At 61.4% G+C, this 21,687-nt stretch carries 18 protein-coding genes, 4 tRNA genes and 1 pseudogene; 16 read left to right on the forward strand and 7 right to left on the reverse strand.

Going from position 1 to position 21,687, the window contains the following annotated elements; genetic code table 11:
• The first annotated feature begins 485 nt into the window (after positions 1-485).
• Positions 486-809, forward strand: a complete 324-nt coding sequence (locus tag RGM2987_RS04130; RefSeq protein WP_245138842.1) for a sel1 repeat family protein — start codon at positions 486-488, stop codon at positions 807-809.
• 182 nt (positions 810-991) lie between these two features.
• Entirely contained in the window at positions 992-2,380 is a 1,389-nt protein-coding gene (gene rmuC / locus RGM2987_RS04135; protein ID WP_245138858.1) for a DNA recombination protein RmuC, read from the forward strand.
• Positions 2,381-2,507: 127 nt separating this feature from the next.
• On the opposite strand, the gene RGM2987_RS04140 is transcribed toward rmuC, so the two are convergent.
• Positions 2,508-5,978 (reverse strand): PAS domain-containing hybrid sensor histidine kinase/response regulator, encoded by a 3,471-nt coding sequence (locus tag RGM2987_RS04140; RefSeq protein ID WP_245138843.1) that lies wholly within the window; start codon positions 5,976-5,978, stop codon positions 2,508-2,510.
• Between the two features lie 358 nt (positions 5,979-6,336).
• Positions 6,337-6,876 carry a TetR/AcrR family transcriptional regulator gene (locus RGM2987_RS04145; RefSeq protein WP_245138844.1) on the reverse strand — a complete coding sequence of 180 codons (540 nt, stop codon included), beginning with the start codon at positions 6,874-6,876 and terminating at the stop codon, positions 6,337-6,339.
• Between the two features lie 102 nt (positions 6,877-6,978).
• Here RGM2987_RS04145 and RGM2987_RS04150 point away from each other — a divergent pair, with 102 nt between their 5' ends.
• The 4 genes and pseudogenes from RGM2987_RS04150 to RGM2987_RS04165 all read left to right on the forward strand — a co-directional run bounded on the left by RGM2987_RS04150 (position 6,979) and on the right by RGM2987_RS04165 (position 10,702).
• A complete protein-coding gene (locus RGM2987_RS04150) occupies positions 6,979-8,172 on the forward strand; it encodes an MFS transporter (protein WP_245138845.1) in 1,194 nt (397 codons plus the stop codon).
• Between the two features lie 78 nt (positions 8,173-8,250).
• Entirely contained in the window at positions 8,251-8,562 is a 312-nt protein-coding gene (locus RGM2987_RS04155; protein WP_245138846.1) for a cupin domain-containing protein, read from the forward strand.
• 65 nt (positions 8,563-8,627) lie between these two features.
• Positions 8,628-8,747 (forward strand): annotated as a pseudogene (locus tag RGM2987_RS04160) (C4-dicarboxylate ABC transporter); the annotation flags it as partial.
• 80 nt (positions 8,748-8,827) lie between these two features.
• Complete coding sequence (locus tag RGM2987_RS04165; RefSeq protein ID WP_245138847.1) at positions 8,828-10,702, forward strand: MFS transporter; 1,875 nt, start codon at positions 8,828-8,830, stop codon at positions 10,700-10,702.
• 136 nt (positions 10,703-10,838) lie between these two features.
• Here the strand turns inward: RGM2987_RS04165 and sugE are convergent, their stop codons facing one another.
• The 3 genes from sugE to rdgC form a co-directional block, all read right to left on the reverse strand.
• Positions 10,839-11,153 (reverse strand): quaternary ammonium compound efflux SMR transporter SugE, encoded by a 315-nt coding sequence (gene sugE / locus RGM2987_RS04170; protein ID WP_245138848.1) that lies wholly within the window; start codon positions 11,151-11,153, stop codon positions 10,839-10,841.
• A 118-nt stretch (positions 11,154-11,271) separates the two neighbouring features.
• Entirely contained in the window at positions 11,272-12,240 is a 969-nt protein-coding gene (locus RGM2987_RS04175) for a bile acid:sodium symporter family protein (RefSeq protein ID WP_245138849.1), read from the reverse strand.
• 145 nt (positions 12,241-12,385) lie between these two features.
• A complete protein-coding gene (gene rdgC, locus RGM2987_RS04180; RefSeq protein WP_245138850.1) occupies positions 12,386-13,306 on the reverse strand; it encodes a recombination-associated protein RdgC in 921 nt (306 codons plus the stop codon).
• A gap of 160 nt (positions 13,307-13,466) precedes the next feature.
• On the opposite strand from rdgC, the gene RGM2987_RS04185 reads away from it, so the two are divergent.
• The 4 genes from RGM2987_RS04185 to RGM2987_RS04200 all read left to right on the forward strand — a co-directional run bounded on the left by RGM2987_RS04185 (position 13,467) and on the right by RGM2987_RS04200 (position 13,984).
• Positions 13,467-13,542, forward strand: a tRNA-Val gene (locus RGM2987_RS04185).
• Between the two features lie 19 nt (positions 13,543-13,561).
• Positions 13,562-13,638: transfer RNA gene (locus RGM2987_RS04190), tRNA-Asp, on the forward strand.
• A gap of 176 nt (positions 13,639-13,814) precedes the next feature.
• Positions 13,815-13,890, forward strand: a tRNA-Val gene (locus tag RGM2987_RS04195).
• A gap of 17 nt (positions 13,891-13,907) precedes the next feature.
• Positions 13,908-13,984, forward strand: a tRNA-Asp gene (locus tag RGM2987_RS04200).
• Positions 13,985-14,074: 90 nt separating this feature from the next.
• On the opposite strand, the gene RGM2987_RS04205 is transcribed toward RGM2987_RS04200, so the two are convergent.
• Positions 14,075-15,211 carry a catalase family protein gene (locus RGM2987_RS04205; RefSeq protein WP_245138851.1) on the reverse strand — a complete coding sequence of 379 codons (1,137 nt, stop codon included), beginning with the start codon at positions 15,209-15,211 and terminating at the stop codon, positions 14,075-14,077.
• A 31-nt stretch (positions 15,212-15,242) separates the two neighbouring features.
• Positions 15,243-17,048 (reverse strand): di-heme-cytochrome C peroxidase, encoded by a 1,806-nt coding sequence (locus tag RGM2987_RS04210; RefSeq protein WP_245138852.1) that lies wholly within the window; start codon positions 17,046-17,048, stop codon positions 15,243-15,245.
• 267 nt (positions 17,049-17,315) lie between these two features.
• On the opposite strand from RGM2987_RS04210, the gene RGM2987_RS04215 reads away from it, so the two are divergent.
• The 6 genes from RGM2987_RS04215 to RGM2987_RS04240 all read left to right on the forward strand — a co-directional run.
• Positions 17,316-18,029: an FKBP-type peptidyl-prolyl cis-trans isomerase gene (locus tag RGM2987_RS04215; protein ID WP_245138853.1), complete on the forward strand. Its 714-nt coding sequence runs from the start codon at positions 17,316-17,318 to the stop codon at positions 18,027-18,029.
• Between the two features lie 458 nt (positions 18,030-18,487).
• The gene (locus RGM2987_RS04220; RefSeq protein WP_245138854.1) at positions 18,488-18,943 is read left to right on the forward strand and encodes a YkvA family protein; all 456 of its coding nucleotides are present in this window, start codon (positions 18,488-18,490) and stop codon (positions 18,941-18,943) included.
• A 113-nt stretch (positions 18,944-19,056) separates the two neighbouring features.
• A complete protein-coding gene (locus RGM2987_RS04225; RefSeq protein ID WP_245138855.1) occupies positions 19,057-19,398 on the forward strand; it encodes a helix-turn-helix transcriptional regulator in 342 nt (113 codons plus the stop codon).
• Positions 19,395-19,766, forward strand: a complete 372-nt coding sequence (locus RGM2987_RS04230; protein WP_003179080.1) for a hypothetical protein — start codon at positions 19,395-19,397, stop codon at positions 19,764-19,766. Before RGM2987_RS04225 ends, RGM2987_RS04230 begins: the two co-directional genes overlap by 4 nt.
• Entirely contained in the window at positions 19,767-20,168 is a 402-nt protein-coding gene (locus RGM2987_RS04235; protein ID WP_245138856.1) for a sel1 repeat family protein, read from the forward strand.
• A 198-nt stretch (positions 20,169-20,366) separates the two neighbouring features.
• Positions 20,367-21,687, forward strand: a 1,321-nt coding sequence (locus tag RGM2987_RS04240; protein WP_245138857.1) for a DUF6531 domain-containing protein, incomplete at its 3' end; no start/stop codon positions are given.

A 21,687-nucleotide genomic window follows, 5' to 3' on the forward strand; every position in this document is an offset into this window, starting at 1 on the left:
CGCGAAGGCGGCGATACATTCAACATCGTCTCAATTGACCCACCGCTTTCGCGAGCAAGCCCGCTCCCACATGGATTGTTGGTTTCCTAAAGGGTAGCGAGAACGTTATCCCCAGGGTTACCGCCGGATGTAGCAAAAAAATGGCCCCTTATAACCACCTCCGGTGTTACTTGTGCACACTTGTCACGCCGCTTGTCACCGTACTGTCATGTGCCAACAATCCGCAGTGGGTGCCTGCATCCAAAATTTAAGTCAATGAAAAATAGCGCTTTTTTTTGCTGGTGAAAAAATCGACAGTTTGAGCGCAGGCCCCGTTCCACAGGGCTTTCGGCCAGTTCAAGGGGGGTTGTCCACTGAGTTATCCACAGCTTCTGTGGATTGTCCCAAGCGCTTGCTCTAGGACGGGCGTGCCGGTTTTTTTCGACTTTACCCGTGCGAAAAAAGGAGTAGAGTGGCGCGCCTTCCGATCTGCCCCACAGTGCTTTATGAAGTTTCGCTCAGTATCACCTCCTGTTACTTCCACACCCTTGCGTGTTACCCCACCCAAGCGCATTGCCATGCGCGTGGCCGAGTGGTTGCTCGACAGTCCGCGGCTGGGGGAAAACCCCAGTGTCAAACACCTGGCCGGTCGTCTGCTCAAGCAACCGGCCCGTGAGGGCGTGGTGGCCGCGCAAAGTCGCCTTGGGCAGTTGATGTGTCGCGAATGCGGGAACGCCCGCGACCGGCGCATCGGTCACGACTTGCTGCGCCAGGCTGCCCGGGCTGGCGATCAACGGGCCCGTCAGGCCTTGGGTGAAATCGAAGATTGATTCAAGACGAGCTGGGCAACCCCAGGCCGCTTGGTTAACCTTCGGGCTTTATTTCGGCAGGAATTGTCATGGCTATGGATTTGACCAGCCTGTTGCTGGGCCTGGCGGGCGCCGCGGTGCCGTTGCTCGCGCTGGCCTGGCACCTGCAACGCCAGGCCAGCGCCGCACAGACTGAACTGGCGCTGCTGGAAGAGCGCCTGGCCACGGCCCACATGGCCCATGATGGCCTGAACGCGCAACTCGACGCCTGCCGCGATGAAATCAGCGACCTGAGCCAGGCCAACGGCGCCAAGCAAGCCGAGCTCGCCGCAGCGTGTCGCGAAGTCGAGCTGCTGCAGGTCGAGCGCGACAACGCCCGGGATGCGGCCCACGCCTGGAACCTCGAACGCGCCAACAAGGAAGCGGAACTGCGGCGGCTCGATGCCCAGGCAGCGTCGCTGCACGCCGAATTGCGCGAGCAGCAGGAAAGCCATCAGCAACGCCTGAATGATCTGCAGGGTTCGCGAGACGAGCTGCGCGCACAGTTCGCCGAGCTTGCCGGCAAGATCTTCGATGAACGCGAGCAGCGTTTCGCCGAAACCAGTCAACAGCGCCTGGGTCAGTTGCTCGATCCGCTGAAAGAACGTATCCAGTCCTTCGAAAAGCGCGTCGAGGAAAGCTATCAGGCCGAGGCGCGGGAGCGTTTCTCCCTGGGCAAGGAATTGGAGCGGCTGCAACAGCTGAACCTGCGCCTGAGTGATGAGGCGACCAATCTGACCCGGGCACTCAAGGGCCAGAAAACCCAGGGCAACTGGGGCGAGCTGATCCTGGAGCGGGTACTCGAACACGCCGGTCTTGAGAAGGGTCGCGAGTACCAGACCCAGGTCAGCCTCAAGGGCCCGGACGGTGAGCGTTTCCAACCGGACGTGTTGATTTACCTGCCCGGCGACAAGCAAGTGGTGGTCGACTCCAAAGTCAGCCTCACCGCCTATCAGCAGTACGTGGCCGCCGAGGACAACGCCATCGGCCAACTCGCGCTCAAGCAACATGTGGCGTCGCTGCGGGCCCACGTCAAAGGCTTGGCCGGCAAGGACTACAAGCGTCTGGACGGTTTGCACAGTTTGGATTTCGTGTTGTTGTTCGTGCCGATCGAAGCCGCGTTTTCCGCCGCCCTGCAAGCCGAGCCGAACCTGTTCCAGGAAGCCTTCGACCGCAACATCGTGATCGTCAGCCCGACGACTTTGCTGGCAACATTGCGGGTGATCGACAGCTTGTGGAAGCAGGAACGCCAGAGCCAGAACGCCCGGGAAATCGCCGAACGGGCCGGCTGGCTGTATGACAAGTTCGTGCTGTTTATCCAGGATCTGGACGAGATCGGCAGTCGCTTGCAGCAGTTGGACAAAGCCTACAGCGCGGCGCGTAACAAACTGACCGAAGGCCGCGGTAACCTGGTCAGCCGCAGCGAACAACTCAAGCTTCTCGGCGCCCGGGCCAGCAAGAATTTGCCGGCCGATTTGCTGGAGCGGGCGATGACGGATGCGGATGGGCTGCCGGAGTTGCCGGAAGAAACCCCCGAAAAAAACCAAGGCTGAAGCAAAACCCCGTGGCGAGGGAGCTTGCTCCCGCTTGAGTGCGCAGCGCTCACAGAAGAGGGCCGCTTCGCAGCCCAGCGGGAGCAAGCTCCCTCGCCACTGATACCAACGAGTTGCTGGCGCGCCATCACAACGGCAAATGCCGACTCAACAACGCCCTGAGCGCCGCAGGCTTCACCGGTTTGGCAAGATAATCCAGCCCCGCAGCATGTACCTGCGCCACCGTCTCCGGCCGACCATCAGCGCTGATCACCACCCCCGGCACTGGCTCACCCATGCGCGTGCGCAACCAGGCCATCAACTCGGTACCGGTCTCGCCGTCATCCAGATGAAAATCCACCAACGCCAGTTGTGGCCGCCCGCCATCCGCCAGCCAGCGCTCGCATTCGTCACGGTTGCGCGCGGTCGCCACCTGGCAACCCCAGCGGGTCAGCAGGCTGTTCATGCCAATCAAAATGCTGTCTTCGTTATCGACGCATAACACCTGCGCACCGCTGGGCAGATGCCCGTTGGGTTCTACCACCACGCTGGGTACGGCCGCCTGCGAGCGGGCCAACGGCACACTGACGCTGAACACACTGCCACGCCCCGGCCAGGAGCGCACGCGCAAGGTATGACCGAGCACCCGGCATAACCCATCGGCGATAGCGAGGCCCAGCCCCAGGCCTTTTTCGGCGCGGGTCTGGTGGCTGTCGAGGCGCTTGAACTCTTCGAAAATCACCTGCTGCTTATCCTCGGCGATACCTGGCCCACGATCCCAGACTTCCAGGCACAACTCGCCGTCGCGACGGCGTACGCCCAGCAGCACCGGTCCCTTGGCGTAGCGGAAGGCGTTGGTGAGGAAGTTCTGCAAGATCCGCCGCAGCAGCTTGATGTCGCTGTCGACCCGCAACTGCGACCCGCGAACCCGGAATTTCAAGCCTTGTTCCCGGGCCAGCACGGTGAATTCCGCGCCGAGGGTATCGAACAGGTCGTTGAGGGCGAACGGCTTGCGGTCGGGGTTGATCTTGCCGTTTTCCAGGCGGGAAATATCCAGCAGGTCGGTGATCAGGTCTTCGGCCGAGCGCAGTGAACTGTCCAGGTGCTGCACCAGTTGCCGGGCTTCGCCGGGCAGGGCCTCGTGCTGGTGCGACAGCGCGGCGGAGAACAGCCGTGCGGCGTTGAGCGGTTGCATCAGGTCGTGGCTGACCGCCGCCAGGAATCGGGTCTTGGACTGGTAGGCGGCTTCGGCAGTGCCTTTGGCTTCGGTCAGGGCCAGGTTCAGTTGCGACAGCTCCCGGGTGCGTTCGGCGACCCGTTGCTCCAACCCTTCGTTGGCGTCGGTCAGCGCTTTTTCGGCCTCGCGGAACGCGGTGATGTCGGTGAAGCTCATGACGAAACCGCCGCCGGGCATCGGGTTGCCGATCAACTCGATGACCCGGCCGTTGGGGAACAGCCGCTCCGAGGTATGGGCCCGACCCTGGCGCATCCAGTGCAGGCGCCGGGCCACGTGGACTTCCGCCTCGCCCGGGCCGCAAAGGCCGCGCTCGGCGTTGTAGCGAATGATGTCGGCGATCGGCCGGCCGACACTGATCAATCCATCAGGGTACTTGAACAGTTCCAGGTAACGTCGGTTCCAGGCCACCAGCCTAAGGGACTGGTCGACCACGCTGATGCCCTGGGTGATGTTCTCGATGGCGCCTTGCAGCAGGGCCCGGTTGAACTGCAACACCTCCGAGGTTTCGTCGGCGATCCGCACCACGTCTTCGAGTTGCATCTCCCGGCCTTCAATCGCGGCCTTTACCACCGCCCGGGTCGACGAGGCACCGAGGACGCCGGCCAGCAGGCGTTCGGTGTGGGCGATCCATTCGCTGTCGGCGTTCTGGTTCGGGTTGAAACCCTTGCCCTGGCGGTAGGCAAAACGGATGAAACTCTGCCGCGCCCGCTCTTCGCCGACGAATCGTGCGGCCAGTTGCAACAGGTCTTCGATGTGCACCGCCAACATCGAGCGGGCGCTGGGCCGGGCGCTGATTTCCTGGCCGATGAAACGCCCGGCCTGCCAGTGCTCCGACACGCGGGTGCGCGACAACACGGAAACCCAGGCAAACAGCGTGAAGTTGCCCGCCAGGGACAGCACCACGCCTTGGGTCAGCGGGGTGATCGGCAGGTTCAAGGGGTTGCCGTGCAACCAGGCCAGCCCCGGGAAGGTGCCCAGCGACCAACCCAGGCTATGGGCGGCAATCGGCAGCACCAGGGTGTAGAACCACAGGAAGATACCGGCAGCGAGGCCGGCGAATACCCCGCGGCGGTTCGCCTGCTTCCAGTACAGCGCACCCAGCATGGCGGGAGCGAGTTGGGTCACGGCGGCGAAGGCGATCTGGCCGATGGTCGCCAGGCTCGCCGTCGAACCCAGCAGGCGGTAGCTGACATAGGCCAGCAACAGGATCACCACGATGCTTACCCGGCGCACCGAGAGCATCCACTGGCGGAACACTTCGAACGGTCGCTCGGCATTGTTGCGCCGCAACAGCCACGGCAGCAGCATGTCATTGGAGACCATGGTCGACAGCGCCACACTTGCCACGATCACCATGCCGGTGGCCGCCGAGGCGCCGCCGATGAAGGCCAGCATCGCCAGGGCCGGATGGGCCTGGGCCAGCGGCAAACTGATGACGAACGAATCAGGCAGCACCGAGCTGGGCAACAGCATTTGTCCGGCGAGGGCGATGGGCACCACGAACAAGGCGGCCAGGGCCAGGTAGGCGGGGAAAACCCACTTGGCCAGGCGCAGGTCCTGGGGCTCGATGTTCTCCACCACGGTCACGTGGAACTGCCGCGGCAAGCAGATGATCGCCATCATTGCCACTCCGGTCTGCACCACCATGGAGGGCCAGTTGATGGTTTCTTTCCAGTATTGCTCCAGCCGTGGCGCGAGCATCGCCTGGTCGAATAGATCGTCGAAGCCGTCGTACAGGCCGTAGGTCACGAACGCACCGACCGCGAGAAAGGCGAACAGCTTGACCAGCGACTCGAAAGCAATTGCCAACACCATGCCGCGGTGGTGTTCAGTGGCGTCGAGGTTGCGGGTGCCGAACACAATGGTGAACAGCGCCAGGATCAGCGAGACGATCAGCGCGGTGTCTTGCGCACGGGTGCCCATGGCATCGGCGCCGGCACCGATCAACAGGTTCACCCCGAGCACGATGCCCTTGAGCTGCAAGGCGATGTAGGGCAACACGCCCACCAGGCAAATCAGGGCGATCACGATCGCCAGGGACTGGGACTTGCCGTAGCGAGCGGCGATGAAGTCGGCGATGGAGGTGATGTTCTCCTGCTTGCTGATCATCACCATTTTCTGCAAGACCCACGGCGCCAGCACCAGCAGCAGGATCGGTCCGAGGTAGATCGGCAGGAACGACCAGAGCTGTTCGGCGGCCTGGCCAACCGCGCCGAAGAACGTCCAACTGGTGCAATACACCGCCAGCGACAGGCTGTAGACCCAGGCTCGAACCCGTGGCGGCAGCGGCGTGCTGCGCCGGTCGCCGTAGAAGGCGATGGCAAACATGATGGCCATGTAGGCCAGGGCGACAACGGCGATCAGCCCGCTGGACAACGACATGAAGACTCCCCGACAAAGACACCGGGGCTTGAGCCCGGCAAGACAGTCTCGCACGCCGGCTCGGGTTCGTCAGTGTCGACCAAGGTCGGGCGTCGCAGGTTGCGAGAATCCTGGGGTGTGAGGTGGCCGGGCGGGCCTCATCGCGAGCAGGGTTATGGGTAGCCGCCAGTCCTGCGTCCACTGTTGACCTACTGTGGGGGCGGGCTTGCTCGCGAATGGCGGTGTGTCAGTCAAGGCATTCATTGCTGACCCGACGTCTTCGCGAGCAAGCCCGCTCCCACATTAGGTTTGTGCCAGGCACGCAAACGCGGCGCATCGCAGGACCCATGTGGGAGCGAGCCTGCTCGCGATGAGGGCCTTACTGATTCAGCGCGATATCCACCAATCGATACAACTCCTCAACCTCCAACGGCTCACTGGCAAAGAGGATGCGGAACACCGTCGGCGCCACCATCAGGTTGATCAAGCGCTCAATGCCAGGGTTCGGTTCGTCTGGGTAGCGATCCAGGATGACCTGCAACTGGCCGCTGATGATCCCTACGCACTGTCCGGGCGTGGGGCAGGCCTGGATGTCGCGCATCATGTTGCGCCCGGGCTCGGAGTTCATTTCATCCAGGTACTGCTCGGCCCAGGCTCGCAAGTCGCCGCGCAGGCTGCCGGTGTTGGCCGGTTCGGTGTCCGGGCGCATGCGGGCGATGGCGACATCGGCCAGCAGCGCCGGCAGATCGCCCCAGCGTCGGTAGATAGTGGAGGGTGTCACCCCGGCGCGCGCGGCGATTTGCGGCACGGTCAGGCTCGCGCGGTCCTGCTCTTGCAGCAACTGACGAACAGCCGAGTGAATCGACTCCTGGACCCGGGCGCTTCTGCCGCCGGGGCGTAAACCTTCTTTAATAGCCATGGGTCGGACCTTAACACAAAGAATTTGCTTTAAGCGCATGTCGGTTGCACACTCGGCAAAAGCTAAAAAATAGCTTTTGCCGAATTCGTGTGGAGTGTGCCCATGTCTCGTCCAGCTTCGACCGGTGCCAGCCTGTTATTCCTGGCGATCACCTTGCTCAGCTTTCTCGCCGCGTCCAGCGCGCCGACGCCGTTGTATCACCTCTACCAGGAACAATTGCAATTCTCCCCGGCGACCCTGACGCTGATTTTCGGGGTGTACGCCTTCAGCCTGCTGACGGCACTGCTGACCGTCGGCTCGCTGTCCGATTACCTGGGCCGCAAACCAGTGATTTTCATGTCGCTGCTGCTCAATATGCTGGCGATGGTGCTGTTCATCTTTGCGGACAGTGTCGCCTGGCTGATCGCTGCCCGCGTGATCCAGGGGTTCGCCACCGGGATGGCCACCAGTGTTCTGGGGGCCGCGCTGTTGGACTTCGACCGCAAGCAAGGCCCGCTGATCACCAGCGTTGCGCCGCTGCTGGGCATGGCGTTTGGGGCGTTGGGCTGTGGCCTGCTGGCAGAATTCGCGCCGTTGCCGTTGCAACTGACGTACTGGATTCTGCTGGGAATGTTCCTGGTCCAGGCCGTTTACCTATGGCGCCTGAAGGAGAGCGTCAGTGCGCAACCGGGTGCCTGGCAGTCCCTGCGCCCGACCTTGCATGTGCCGGTCCAGGCGCGGCGTGCCTTGTGGTTGGTGCTGCCATTGGACCTGGCGGCCTGGGCCGTCGGCGGCTTTTATCTGTCGCTGGCACCGTCCCTGGTACGGGCGGCGACGGGCTCGACCTCCAACCTGGTCGGCGGTGCGCTGGTGGCGGTGCTGACACTCAGCGGCGCGTTGTCCATCTACACCCTGCGTAATCAGCAGGCGGGCAAGATGCTGCGCCTGGCTGCGAGCTTATTGGTGCTCGGCCTGGCGTTGGTACTGGTTGCGGTACATGGCGCCAGCCTGCCGCTGTTCTTCGTCGGTACCCTGGTCACTGGCAGCGGTTTCGGCGCAGGATTCCTCGGCGCGCTGCGCAGCATCATGCCGCTGGCGTTGCCCCACGAACGGGCCGGCTTGATGTCGGCGTTCTATGTGCTCAGCTATCTGGCTTTCAGCTTGCCGTCGCTGCTGGCCGGGAACCTGACGCGGGTGTTTGGCTTGATCCCGACGACCGATGGATATGGCGTGGTGCTGATTGTGCTGTCAGCTGGAGCCTTGTTGGGGCTGTCCCGTCAGTCGGTAACCCCCCTGGGCACGGGTTTGCGGCCTTGAAGACCTGGAAAGCCGACGCCAAGGTCAGCTAATTTGAGCTAGCCTTGGCGCCTCTGTGTCTTTTCGGATCGAATTCCTTTGAAAATTATTCGCAGCAAATCCTTCACTGGCGAGCGTGCCTGGGCGGCGTTGGATATCGCCAACATGGACGGCATCACTACGCGACTGCATTGGACCGATCAGCCCTACAAATGGCACGTCAATGATGGTCAGGAGGTATTCGTGGTGCTCGATGGAGAAGTGCGGATGCGCTATCGGGAAGCCGGAATCGAGAAGGAGGCCTTGCTCCGTGCCGGGGATATTTTCTATGCGTCGGTGGGCACCGAGCATGTAGCCAGCCCGGTGGGTGAGGCAAGAGTCCTGGTGATTGAGTCAGAAGGCAGCGTCTGAATATTCAGTCATCTGCCCAGGCCGCTGGAAGCCGTTCGCCAATCCACGCCTAACTGGTTCGTAGTGGCAGCGTGCTGGTGGCGATGCTGGTGCTGATGTGGCTGATCGTCGCTCGGTGTACGCTGCTGGGCGCCTGGCACGGCGAGCTGTTTGTGTCGCCGTGCATTGCGGGGCTGGCGAAATAATCGCTAAAGACAGGTAATGTGTGGCCTGGATCGAAAAGCGTCATTCCAATAAGCGTCCACGCCACTCAGGAACATGGAAGATGAGTCACCCTTCGCAGTTCACCTTGCTTCGCACGCGGCGTTTCCTGCCGTTCTTCATTACACAGTCCCTCGGCGCGTTCAACGACAACATTTTCAAGCAGTCGCTGATTCTCGCCATTCTCTACAAATTGACCATCGACGGTGACCGCTCGATCTGGGTCAATCTCTGTGCCTTGCTGTTTATCCTGCCGTTCTTTCTGTTCTCGGCCCTGGCCGGGCAGTTCGGGGAAAAGTTCGCCAAGGATGCGCTGATTCGTCTGATCAAGCTCGGCGAAATCGCCATCATGGCGGTCGGCGCCGTGGGCTTTCTGTTCGATCATTTGTCGCTGATGCTGCTGGCGTTGTTCGCCATGGGCACCCATTCGGCGCTGTTCGGTCCGGTGAAGTACTCGATCCTGCCGCAAGCCTTGCGCGAGGAAGAGCTGGTCGGCGGCAACGGCCTGGTGGAAATGGGCACTTTCCTGGCGATTCTCGCCGGCACCATCGGCGCCGGGATCATGATGTCCTCGGCCCAGTACGCACCGGTGGTGTCCTGCGCCATCGTCGGCGTCGCGGTGCTCGGCTATCTCGCCAGCCGCAGCATTCCACGGGCTGCGGCGGCTTCGCCGCAGATGCGCCTGAACTGGAACATCTTCAGCCAATCCTGGGCCACGCTGAAACTGGGCCTGGGGCAGACTCCGGCGGTGTCCCGTTCGATTGTCGGCAACTCCTGGTTCTGGTTCGTCGGCGCGATCTACCTGACGCAGATCCCGGCCTACGCCAAGGAGTGGATGCACGGCGATGAAACCGTGGTGACCTTGATCCTGACCGTGTTCTCGGTGGGGATCGCCCTGGGTTCGATGCTCTGCGAAAAACTCTCCGGACGCAAAGTCGAGATCGGCCTGGTGCCGTTCGGGTCGTTCGGGCTGACGGTGTTCGGGTTGCTGCTGTGGTGGCATTCCGGTGGGATTCCCGACAGCGTCGAGGGTCATGGCTGGCTCCAGGTGCTCGGTTTTGGCCACGCCTGGCTGGTGCTTGTGGATATCCTCGGCCTCGGCCTCTTCGGCGGTTTCTACATCGTGCCGCTGTATGCGCTGATTCAGTCCCGCACCGCCGAGAACGAGCGGGCGCGGGTGATCGCGGCCAACAACATTCTCAACGCTCTGTTCATGGTGGTCTCGGCCATCGTTTCCATCGTGCTGCTGAGTCTCGCCAAGCTGTCGATCCCGCAATTATTCCTGGTGGTGTCGCTGCTGAACATCGGCGTAAACGCCTACATTTTCAAGATCGTCCCCGAATTCACCATGCGTTTCATGATCTGGCTGCTGAGCCATTCCATGTACCGGGTGGAGCATCGCAACCTCGACGCGATTCCCGATGAAGGTGCGGCGCTGTTGGTTTGCAACCATGTGTCGTTCGTCGATGCCTTGCTGATTGGCGGTGCGGTGCGTCGGCCGATTCGCTTCGTGATGTACTACAAAATCTACAACCTGCCGGTGCTGAACTTCATCTTCCGTACCGCCGGGACGATTCCGATTGCCGGACGCCAGGAAGACATCCACATCTACGAAAAGGCCTTCAAGCGAATCGCCCAATACCTGGCGGACGGTGAGCTGGTGTGCATCTTTCCTGAAGGAAAACTGACCGCTGACGGTGAGATCAATGAGTTCAAGAGCGGGCTGACACGCATTCTCCAGGAAACCCCGGTTCCAGTGATTCCCCTGGCGCTGCAAGGCTTGTGGGGCAGTTTCTTCAGTCGCGATCCGGCCAAGGGCCTGTTTCGCCGACTGTGGTCGCGGGTGACCCTGGTGGCTGGGCCGGCGGTGGCTGTCGAGATGGCACAGCCTGCGAAGTTGCAGGGGTTGGTGGGGGAGTTGCGCGGGAGCGTCAGATAAGCTGCCGCGGCCTTTCGATTTTTCGCGAGCAGGCTCGCTCCCACAGGGTAATGTCAGGCATAGAATCGCGAAGCACTGCGGATCAATGTGGGAGCGAGCCTGCTCCGGGCGGCGATCCGACGATAGCGGTAGTGGCCTAGGCGCTGACCTTGAGCCCGATCAACCCCGCAACGATCAGCGCCACGCTGAGCAACCGAACCAGAGCCATCGATTCACCAAACAAAATGATCCCGGCGATCACCGTGCCCACCGCGCCGACCCCGGTCCAGATCGCATAAGCGGTGCCCAACGGCAATTCCTTCATCGCGAGGCCGAGCAGGCCAAGGCTGATCGCCATGGCGGCAATCGTCAATGCAGTGGGAAGGGGGCGGCTGAAGCCGTCGGTGTATTTCAGGCCGACAGCCCAGCCGACCTCGAACAGGCCGGCAAAAAACAGAATGATCCAGGACATCACACACCTCCATGAATGGATGGGGTCGTCCCCGGATTAACAGTGGCTAGCCGATGCGGGGTCGTCCCCGCACTGGCGAGCTAGAGTGCCCATGATCGGGCACTCGATCAAGCCTGCCTCAATCGGCCGCTTGCTGGCTGGCGAGCGTTTCGCGGTCCTGCTTTTCGCTCATGCGCCGGAAGTACGTGGAAAGCAGCGCCCCGGAGATGTTGTGCCAGACACTGAACAGCGCACTGGGCACCGCCGCCAAAGGCGAAAAGTGCGCACTGGCCAGGGCGGCGCCCAGCCCGGAGTTCTGCATGCCGACCTCCAGTGCGAGGGATTTTCGCTGGGCCAGCGGCAGCTTGAACAAGTGTCCGGTGAAGTAACCCAGCAAAAAGCCGAAGCTGTTGTGCAGCATCACCACGGCCATGATCAACAGGCCCGATTCGGCAATTTTCGCCTGGCTGGCCGCCACCACGGCGGTGACGATGATGACGATGCTCACCACCGACACCAGCGGCAACACATCCACCGCGTGACGAACCTTGCTACCCAGCAACCGTTGCGCCACAACGCCGAGCACGATAGGCAACAGCACCACTTGCAGGATCGACCAGAACAGCTCCATGAACGACACCGGCAGCCAGGCCGAGGCCAGCAGCCAGATCAGCGCCGGGGTCAGCAGCGGGGCGAGCAGGGTGGTGACGGCAGCGATGGCCACCGACAACGCCAGGTCGCCGCGAGCCAGCCAGGTCATGACATTCGATGAGGTGCCGCTCGGGCAGCAGCCCACCAGGATCACGCCGACGGCGATTTCCGGCGGTAGATGGAAAACCTGGCACAGCAACCACGCCACGCCGGGCATGATCACGAAATGAGCAACCACCCCCAGGGCCACACGCCACGGATGGCGCGCTACTTCAGCGAAATCTTCGAGCTTGAGGGTCAGGCCCATGCCGAACATCACCAGCCCCAGCAGCGGCACGATGGCGCCTTTGAGGCCGATGAACCAGGCCGGCTGCAAGAACGCCACGACGGCGAAGATCAGTACCCAGTAAGCGAAGGTATTGCCGACGAAGCGGCTCAGTGCAGCTAATGCGCGCATGACCAGATCCTTGTTATTGAACAAGCACATAAAACCAATGTGGGAGCGGGCTTGCTCGCGAAAACGGAGTGTCAGTCAACATCATTGTTGAACGCCAGATCGCATTCGCGAGCAAGCCCGCTCCCACAGTAGAGATCATCAGCCTTTAGATCCCCTGCGGAATCTCTTCCCCACCCAACGCCTCGACCAGCGCCGGCAGGAACTCGCCGAAGGTCAGCATCATCAGTGTGAAGCTGGCATCCAGTTGGCCGAGGGCTTCGTCGCCACCGTCCTGTTCCGCCTGGTCTTGCAACAGGTCTTCGAACTTCAGGCGCTTGACCACCATCTTGTCATCGAGCACGAACGACAGTTTGTCCTGCCAGGCCAGCGACAGTTGGGTCACGACTTTGCCGGTGTTCAGGTGCAGCTGGATTTCGTCGCTGGTCAGGTCCTGGCGCTTGCAACGCACGATGCCACCGTCTTCATGGGTGTCGCGCAGTTCGCACTCGTCGAGGACAAAGAAGTCGTCCGCGGCTTTCTGGGTCTTGACCCAATCGGTCATGATCGCGGTCGGGGCCGTCTTTACGGTCAATGGACGCACCGGCAGCGAGCCGATGACTTCGCGCAGTGTCGACAACAGGTCCTCGGCGCGTTTCGGGCTGGCGGAGTTCACCAGGATCAGGCCCTGTTTCGGCGCAATGGCAGCGAAGGTCGAGGAGCGGCGGATGAATGCCCGCGGCAGGAACGCCTGGATGATTTCATCCTTGATCTGGTCACGTTCCTTCTTATAGACCTTGCGCATCTGCTCGGCTTCGATCTCTTCGACCTTTTCCTTCAGGGCATCGCGTACGACGCTGCCCGGCAAAATGCGTTCTTCCTTGCGAGCGGCAATCAACAGGAAATCCTGGCTGACATGCACCAATGGCGCATCTTCGCCCTTGCCGAACGGCGCGACGAAACCGTAAGTGGTCAACTCCTGGCTTGCACATGGACGCGCCAGTTTGCTGGCCAGTGCGGTTTCCAACGCCTCGGCATCAAAAGGCAGATCTTGGGTCAGGCGATAGATAAGCAGGTTTTTGAACCACATGGGGTGAGTCTCTCCTTTATACAAAGGGGGGCATTATTCTCTTCACAGCGCCATAGGCCAACCCTTCGCTAAGCCTTTGGAAGGCCTGAAAAAATTAATTTAAAAAGTGCTTGCCAGCTCATGGAGCGCTCCGTAGAATGCGCGCCACACCGAAAGCGAAGGGTGATTAGCTCAGCCGGGAGAGCGTCTGCCTTACAAGCAGAATGTCGGCGGTTCGATCCCGTCATCACCCACCATTCGTTCAACGTGTTACGCGCAGCGGTAGTTCAGTCGGTTAGAATACCGGCCTGTCACGCCGGGGGTCGCGGGTTCGAGTCCCGTCCGCTGCGCCATATTCGGTTATCTGGAACACTGAACGCCAGGTGACCACGGAAAGCCCGCTAACGCGGGCTTTTTGCTGTTTGCAGTACCCGCGGTGCGCCTCGTTTACTTTTTTTCGCTGATTTATGTAATTAAATCAGCATGTTACGAAAAACTGTGAGAGAATGCGCCCCGCATCGAAAGCGAAGGGTGATTAGCTCAGCCGGGAGAGCGTCTGCCTTACAAGCAGAATGTCGGCGGTTCGATCCCGTCATCACCCACCAAACTTTCAATGTTACGCGCAGCGGTAGTTCAGTCGGTTAGAATACCGGCCTGTCACGCCGGGGGTCGCGGGTTCGAGTCCCGTCCGCTGCGCCATTTTCGATAACCTGGACCACTGAACGCCAGGTTGCCAACAAAAAGCCCGCTCACTGAGCGGGCTTTTTGTTGCTTGTCATTTAGCTATTGCTACTGCTCGGCATTGCGGCTGTGGCGGTAATCGCTGACCGCCTCGTACACGGCTTTACGCAAACGGTTGATTCCGCCGATAGGGCGATGGGCCTCGATGCCGAACCAGGGATTGAACGACTGGTTATCGCAGGCCAGGTTCAGCCTGGGCGTATCGAAGTCCTGGGCCGGCACCTTGATGCGCGCTACGGTTTCGAACGGTGCATCGCTTTCCCGCCATTCAATGCTGGTGTCTTCGATGGGCATGTACTTGGCAGGATCCTGACGCTGAATCTGCAGGACAAAGCACGCCGGTACCCGGTCTGTGGATAACTGCTGCGTCAGGGCGCTGCGTAGAAAATTCGGCAGGTCCTGGTTCTGCTTCGGCAGGGTATACGCCGGGCAGCTGTCTGGGTCCGGTGCTACACGAAACTTGGCGTTGGCCTCACCGAATTTGTAGGGCGATACCGAAAAGTACGTGTTCTGGGTCGGGCTGGCCGGTGGCGGCGAGAGCGTCGCCAGGGCGATGAACAAATGGCGAACCTGCCAGCTACGCGGATCCAGGCTGGGGAAAAACGCCATGGCTTTTTTTCCATCAGCCTGGGCGGCCACGTTCTGACGATACTCGGCGACATCGCTGACGAAGAAGTTCGGATGGTTGAACATCACGAAATCCTGTTCGCCGGCTGATTGCCGATCCGCCAGCAGCTGCTTGCCCGGCACGTCGAGCAGCTTGATCGCCATCCCCCGGGCATCGCGCAGGCTGTCGAATTGCGGGTAAGCGTTACCGTTGGACAGGCGTATGGTCGCCTGCCAGACCTTCCCCGGTTCGGCAAATACGCCTTGGCGCAGCGGAGTCGGCAGGTCGCTCAGCACCTGGACTTCAGCCATCACACAGCCGTGTGCCTTGGCATGGGCATCGCGCAAATAGCGCGTGCCTTCGCGGTGCTGGTCGACGATGCGGATCGCGGTCTGGATGATCTCCTGGGTCATGGCGGCTTCGCCGGGGGGGACCTGTTCCTGGTCCGGTACCGGCCCGCGGTGCTGCCAGGCGAACCAGGCCGCGGCCAATGCCCAGCCGAGCAACCCGATCCCCAGCAGCCACAGGAGCGTCTTGCCCAAAAAGGCGCCGAGGCGCAGCCAGAGCGTAATCAGCATGGAAAAATCCTTTTACCGGTGAGATTCAGCATTACAGTTGCGACTCCAGCGGTCCGCCCAGCACTTTCAGATATTCCAGCAAGGCCCAGCGTTCCTCTGGTTGCAGCAGGCGGCCAATCACCCCATTGCCGCGTTCGCCGGCGCGGAATTCATGACCGCTGTTGTGGTTGCCGGTAATCCGAGTATCGAAGAGGAAGCCGTTGGTGAATTCTTCGGTGCGATAGCCCAGGTGCCGAGGGTCGTATTCGAAGCTGCCTTTATAGAAGCGGGTCGCCCGCTCATCCTGCGGCGACAGCAGTTGATAGATCGTCGGCACCGAGCCGTTGTGCAGGAACGGTGGCGTAGCCCAGACGCCCGCCAGCGGCCGGGCTTTATACGCGCGCAGTTCGCGCACGCCGATGGGCAGGCCGAATCCGTCCAGCGCCGGGCGCTCGGCGGGGGTGACGCCGGCGTCGCGGTAAGCGCGGTTTTCGACGAAGGCCGTGACATACGCCAGGCCCTTGGCGACCGAGACCTGGCTCAGGTCCAGTGGCTCGGTCGGGGTCGGGTGCAACTGCACTTCCAGTTTTGCCAATTCGGCCGGGTCCCACCCCAGGCTGGTCAGGTCGAAGCGATGATCGGCAATGTTGTTGGCGGTGCCCGGGTCGGTACCCATGACTTGCACTGGCAACATATGCAGTTGCTGGACCGGCCGGTCAGGGCCCTGGATGACCTTGGGCACGTGGCAACCGGCGCAGTTTTCGGCGAACAGCGCCCGGCCCTTGGCGGCCAATGGCTTATCGACCGCGCCGAGCAACGCTTCCGGCCAGGCCGGAGGCTTGAGCAATTGCAGGGTTTCTTCGATCTTGTTCAGGTCACGCACCCGCACGCTGGAGGGATAGCGCGCATCACCCTGCAATGGGTTGCCCTGGGCGTCAAAGAAACTCAGCGTGGCGCCGACACCCAGCGCTTCGCCGACATTGCGTGCCATGGGTTGTTGGGCCGATCCGTTCCATTGCACCCAGTCGAATGTCCAGATGTCCCACAGCTGCGGGTAATCCACTGGCGCGTTGGCGACCCGATAGTTGGCCGGTGAAATGGCATCGCCGAAGCTGGCGTTGGCAATGCGGCCAAAGGCGTCGGTCCGGCCAGGACCTTCTTCGGTGGGGTAGAGGCCGCGATGGGTGTCGTTCCAGGCCGTGCGCAGGAAGGTGTCCAACGAGACCTTGAATGTCTTGCGCAGCTCTTCGTGGTGGGCGTCGTAATCCTGGCCCAGCACCTGACGGGCGAAGCGCTCGAATTTCCATGGGTTGTAGTAGGTCGACGCCAGACTGGCGACCAAGGCTTGTCCGAAACTGCCACCGCGTAATGTAGGAACACTGGAAGGCAGGACGTGTTGGGCCGAGCCGCCGTCTATGCGGATCGCCTGGCCCTTGTAATGCAGCTCGCCGGTGTGGCAGGCGGCGCAGGTAATATCCAGAAACTGTTCTTTGCTGCCAGCGTTCTGGTGCCGTGCGAAACCTACCGGCAGGTTGCCAGGGTTGGCTGGCGAGGCTTTCTGCGCCGGGTCAACCAAAAAGCCAAAGCGCGCCAGGTACTCAGGTGAAGCGAAGCGCTGTTGTGAAAACGGCAACTCCAGGGCGGTGAACCACTCGTAGCGCAGGCCTTTGACCTGGGTACCCTGGGGCGTGAAGTAATAGGTCTGGCGCTCGTCGGCGCTCCACTGGTCCAGGTAATGCACCTGGTCGACCGGGGTATAGAACGGCAGGCGCGGGTTGGCGACGTAATAAAGCACCACTGCCACGGCGATGATCAGCAGGGCGAAAAGCAGCCAGAGAATGCGAGAGAGAAGGCGCACGGGAACATCCTTGTTTTTTGATATGCCCTTATGCCTCAGTCGCGCGCGACGGGCAAGTGGCCATTATGGGGGGCTTCGGGAAGCGACAATCTGGCCCTTGTAGGCAGCAGATGACAGAGGCTTCATCTGCCAGGGATCAAAAAGCATTTGCGGACCTGAACTTATCACCGCTTTGTGGCTCACATGCCGGTAGCCATTGGTCGGGGCCGCCTGATAAGCTCGCGGCTTTACTCGATTGCCCTTTAGGCGCATGAACAAGGAAATAGCATGAAACAGCATCGGTTGGCGGCGGCGGTGGCCCTGGTTGGCCTGGTACTCGCGGGTTGCGACTCGCAGACCAGCGTAGAGCTGAAAACCCCGGCGCAGAAAGCTTCCTACGGTATCGGCCTGAACATGGGCAAGAGCCTGGCTCAGGAAGGTATGGATGACCTGGACTCCAAAGCGGTTGCCCAGGGCATTGAAGATGCCGTCGGCAAGAAAGAACAGAAGCTGAAAGACGAAGAACTGGTCGAAGCCTTTGCCGCACTGCAAAAACGTGCCGAAGAACGCATGGCCAAGATGAGCGAAGAGTCGGCAGCGGCCGGCAAGAAATTCCTCGAAGAAAACGGCAAGAAAACCGGCGTGACCACCACCGCTTCCGGCCTGCAATACGAAGTGGTCAAGAAAGCCGATGGTCCACAGCCCAAGCCGAACGACGTGGTGACCGTTCACTACACCGGCAAGCTGACCAATGGCACCGTGTTCGACAGCTCCGTTGAACGTGGCAGCCCGATCGACCTGCCGGTCAGCGGCGTGATCCCGGGCTGGGTCGAAGGCCTGCAACTGATGCACGTCGGCGAGAAGTACAAGCTGTACATCCCGAGCGACCTGGCCTACGGCGCCCAGAGCCCGAGCCCGGCCATCCCGGCCAACTCGGTCCTGGTGTTCGACCTGGAACTGCTGGCGATCAAGGACCCGGCAAAAGAAGACGCAGCCAAGTAATCGCGTCTGCTATCACGACAACGCCTCGCTTATGCGGGCAATGCTGTTTATTGAAGGTTGGTTGAATCATTGTGGCGAGGGAGCTTGCTCCCGCTTGAGGGCGAAGCCCTCAGAAAATGGGTCTGCTTCGCAGCCCAGCGGGAGCAAGCTCCCTCGCCACCGGTTCGATGATTCCTTGGATGACAGCGTTGCGCTTATGCGGGGCGTTGTTGCGTCCGGGCTTCGGTAAACTGCAAAAAAACCGAACGCTGCGGGCAGGCTACAGTCAGAGGCAGTACAGGTGCTGTGCTAGACCCAGCCACCTGATCAAGTCAATGAAATATTGGGTTTTTTTATGTGAGTAAAAAACGCCCGATCTAAGCCGGGCCCTTATGAAACGGGGGCTTCAGCGCTGAAATGCAGCTCTGTTCACAAGGTTATCCACAATTTGTGTGGATAACATTTCAGTGGGAGAAAAAATGAAGGCGCCGTGGAATTTCGCACGATTTCTGCCCTTGGCGGGGCGGTTGCTGGCCCGCGGTCGATTGCCGACATTGCTGTTTGCCGTCGCCAGCAAAGGTGCCCGGGAAGGTGGCCGGCTCGGCAAACTCAAGGAAGACCTGCGCCTGTTGCAGGCTTTGTGCCTGGCTTACTGGCGGGGCGAATACCGGGCGGTCAGTGCCAAGTCGATGCTTTCGGTCGTGGCTGGGCTCATGTATTTCCTCAGCCCGCTGGATGCGATCCCCGACATCCTGCCGATGTTCGGCATGTTCGACGATATCGCCGTGCTGGCCTGGGTCATGAAAACCCTCGATGTTGAGCTCGAAGCGTTCCGCGCCTGGCGTTATCGACAATCACCCGAGAAGCTTGCCTCGGTAGAAAGGCTGCCCGACACTCCTGAACAACTCCAGCTCCAGGGTCATAAAAAAGACTGATCCAGCCTCTCTCGCCCCTGGAATTCATCGCCCCGCGACCTTAGCCGGTATTAGGATTACACTTCAAAGAAAAAAGGCTGATTCGCTAAGCGTTGTTTTCCTACGGGGTAGACATGGATATTCAGATAATCACCCGCGACGGAGAGCCCGAATACGCGGTTTTGCCGTGGGATCAGTACCAGTCGTTGCTGAAGGCCGCAGGCATCGACCCAGCCCCGCCACGCGAAGCGACAGTTCGTCACGCGGCGGCGCCCGGCCAGGTCCTTCCTGGTCTGGATCAATTACGCAGTTTGCGCGAAGGGAAGGGCATCGCCATTGAGGCGCTGGCCCGCACGGTAGGTATCAGTCCGTCTTATCTGGCCTTGATCGAAAGCGGCGAGCGTCAGCCCGATGCCGCGATTCGGCGCAGTCTGGCCTGGGAATTGACGGTGCCAGGTTGGAGGGATGAGTCGTGAGTGTACGCATCAGTCGGCAGCATTGGGATGGATTGTTGGGGGAGTTGGACCAGGCGCGCCGCCAGCGCCATCTGTTGACCTATCGCGCGTTGCTGGAGCGCTTGCAGTTGCCCAGCCCGGCCATGCAGACCTTGACGGCGGCCCTGGAGCACCTGGCCGCGCTGGATGCCCGGGCGGAACAGCCGCTGCGCAGTTCCCTGGTCATCAGCCAAGGTGCCAGTCGATTGCCGCGCACCGGTTTTTTCGAATGTGTCGAGCGCCTGGGGCGTTTTTCCGGGCCGTCCGATGGGGTGGCTGCCGCTTCCTGGCACGCGTCGGAAGTGGTGCGGGTGTTTGAATACGAATACCCCGAGTCGGCGGAGGCCTGAGTGCTCTGGCGCCTCAAGGCGCGGGCCGGGTACTGGCTGGCTCGACGGTTGTTCCATTGGTCCTGGTTCGTCCGCCAGCCACGCGGCTGGGCCTGGCTCGAAGGCCAGTTCTCGCGCATGGCGAACCTGGGCGACGTCGGTGCGCAAAGTTTCTACGGGCATATCCTGACGTTTCGCGGCCAAGGCCTCGGGGCGCGGGAAGAAGGGATTCGTCTGCTGCGGCTGGCGGCTCTGGCCGGTGACGGCAAGGCGGCCTATCAGGTTGGTGTGATCAGCCTGGCGGGCTCCAGCAGCAAGGCGCCGGACCCGGTCGAAGCGGCACGCTGGTGGGCGCTGGCGGCGAAGGCCGGTCATCCGCTGGCCGAGATCAAGCTCAAAGAGCTGGAGACTCGCGGCCCGTAGCCAAATCCCGCGCTTTCCCGAGCGCCGTTCGTTTGGCAGGTTGGGCGAATTTAGCGAATCGCCCTACGTTTATTGCTTCTTTCCCTGACTTATTTCCCCTTACATCCCCGGCAAAGTCTCGCGCTCCCTGAGCGCTGCGAGACGTCTGCCCATGTTTGACCGTTTTTTGCTGCTGGCCCTTGATCGAGCTATGTCCTGATGGATCAGGTCAGCCGTATCGAGCAGGAGCTCGACAGCTTCAAAGACGTCCTGTCTGTTTATCGCGAGCAGCTCGAGCGCTGGTACAGCCGGGCTGCGGACACTGCCAGCCACGCCGCCGACCTGCCTTCGCTGTTGGGCATGGAGCGCTTGATCCGCTTCGCCGACAGCACCACGGTCGTCAGCACCGGTGACGACGATTTTCTTTCCACCGTCGTACAGTGCCCCTACGGCGGGGTGATGGCCATCGAGAGCAAGCTCGAATCGGTCTACGACATTCCGCTGGGCGACATCGTGGTAGATGTGGTGGCGGTAGACAGCGGCGAGGTCACGCCGGTCGCCCTTGATGCCCAAGGCCTGGGGACCTTCAACGGCGAGGCGGGCAAGTTCTATCGGGTGCGTGTCCAGGGCGAAGTGTCGTCGGCGCAGCTCGACGAGTTGTTTTCTTCCTACGATGACCTGAGCTCCCAACTGACGGACTGGTTGCGCGGCGAGTGGCAGGGCTTCAAGCCGCATTGGGCGCAACAATCCTTGTCGACCTCGGCGGCTGCGGTGGGCAACGGCCTGCTGGCCGGAAGCTGGGCGGCCATCGAAGGCGTGTGGGACAGCATCAGCCTGCTCTCGGACATTCTCAAAAATCCTGAAGAGTTTGTTGAGCGGTTGGGCGAGAGCGCGACGCAACTGGCCGAACTGGCGCAGACCGCACCGCAGGTGATGGCCAGGCTGCAACTGCTGGCGAGCGACGAAGCAGCGCTGTGTCTGCTGGTGCGTGCCGCCAGTCTCTGGCTGGACATGCTACCGCCCAGCGAGGTGGCCGGCGAAACGGCCCAGGCGCTATCGACGCTGACCGTACAGCTGTTGATCGATCTGTTGATCGGCGTCGTCCTGACGTTTGCCGGCGCAGGGGCCGGGATCGCTTATCTGTCGATGCGCCTGGTCGATGCGGGCGCGCGCCTGTTGAACGCCTTGCAGCGTTTTATCCGGGCAATCTTCGCCGTAGTCAACGGCTTCATGGGCTATGTGGACCGTTACAAAGCCGTCGCTGCCAGGGGGATCGCGGCTGGGGTCAAAAAAGGCCGGATGCAGATGCGTTGGGGCGCCCAGCGCAATACCACACTGAAAAAACACGAACCCCACGACGACGCCCCCGCCCAATCGAAAAACCCCAACGGCGACAGCGCCGACACCGCCGCCCAGACCGCCACCAGTGGCTGCCCGGTGTCGATGGTCACCGGCGAAGAACTGCTGACCCTGGAAGACGGCACCCTCGATGGTCGCCTGCCATTCGTCTTCACCCGCTTGTACCGCACCAGCGCCGCCG

Source organism: Pseudomonas sp. RGM2987, from assembly GCF_022952855.1.
In the GTDB taxonomy this organism is placed as follows: Bacteria; Pseudomonadota; Gammaproteobacteria; order Pseudomonadales; family Pseudomonadaceae; genus Aquipseudomonas.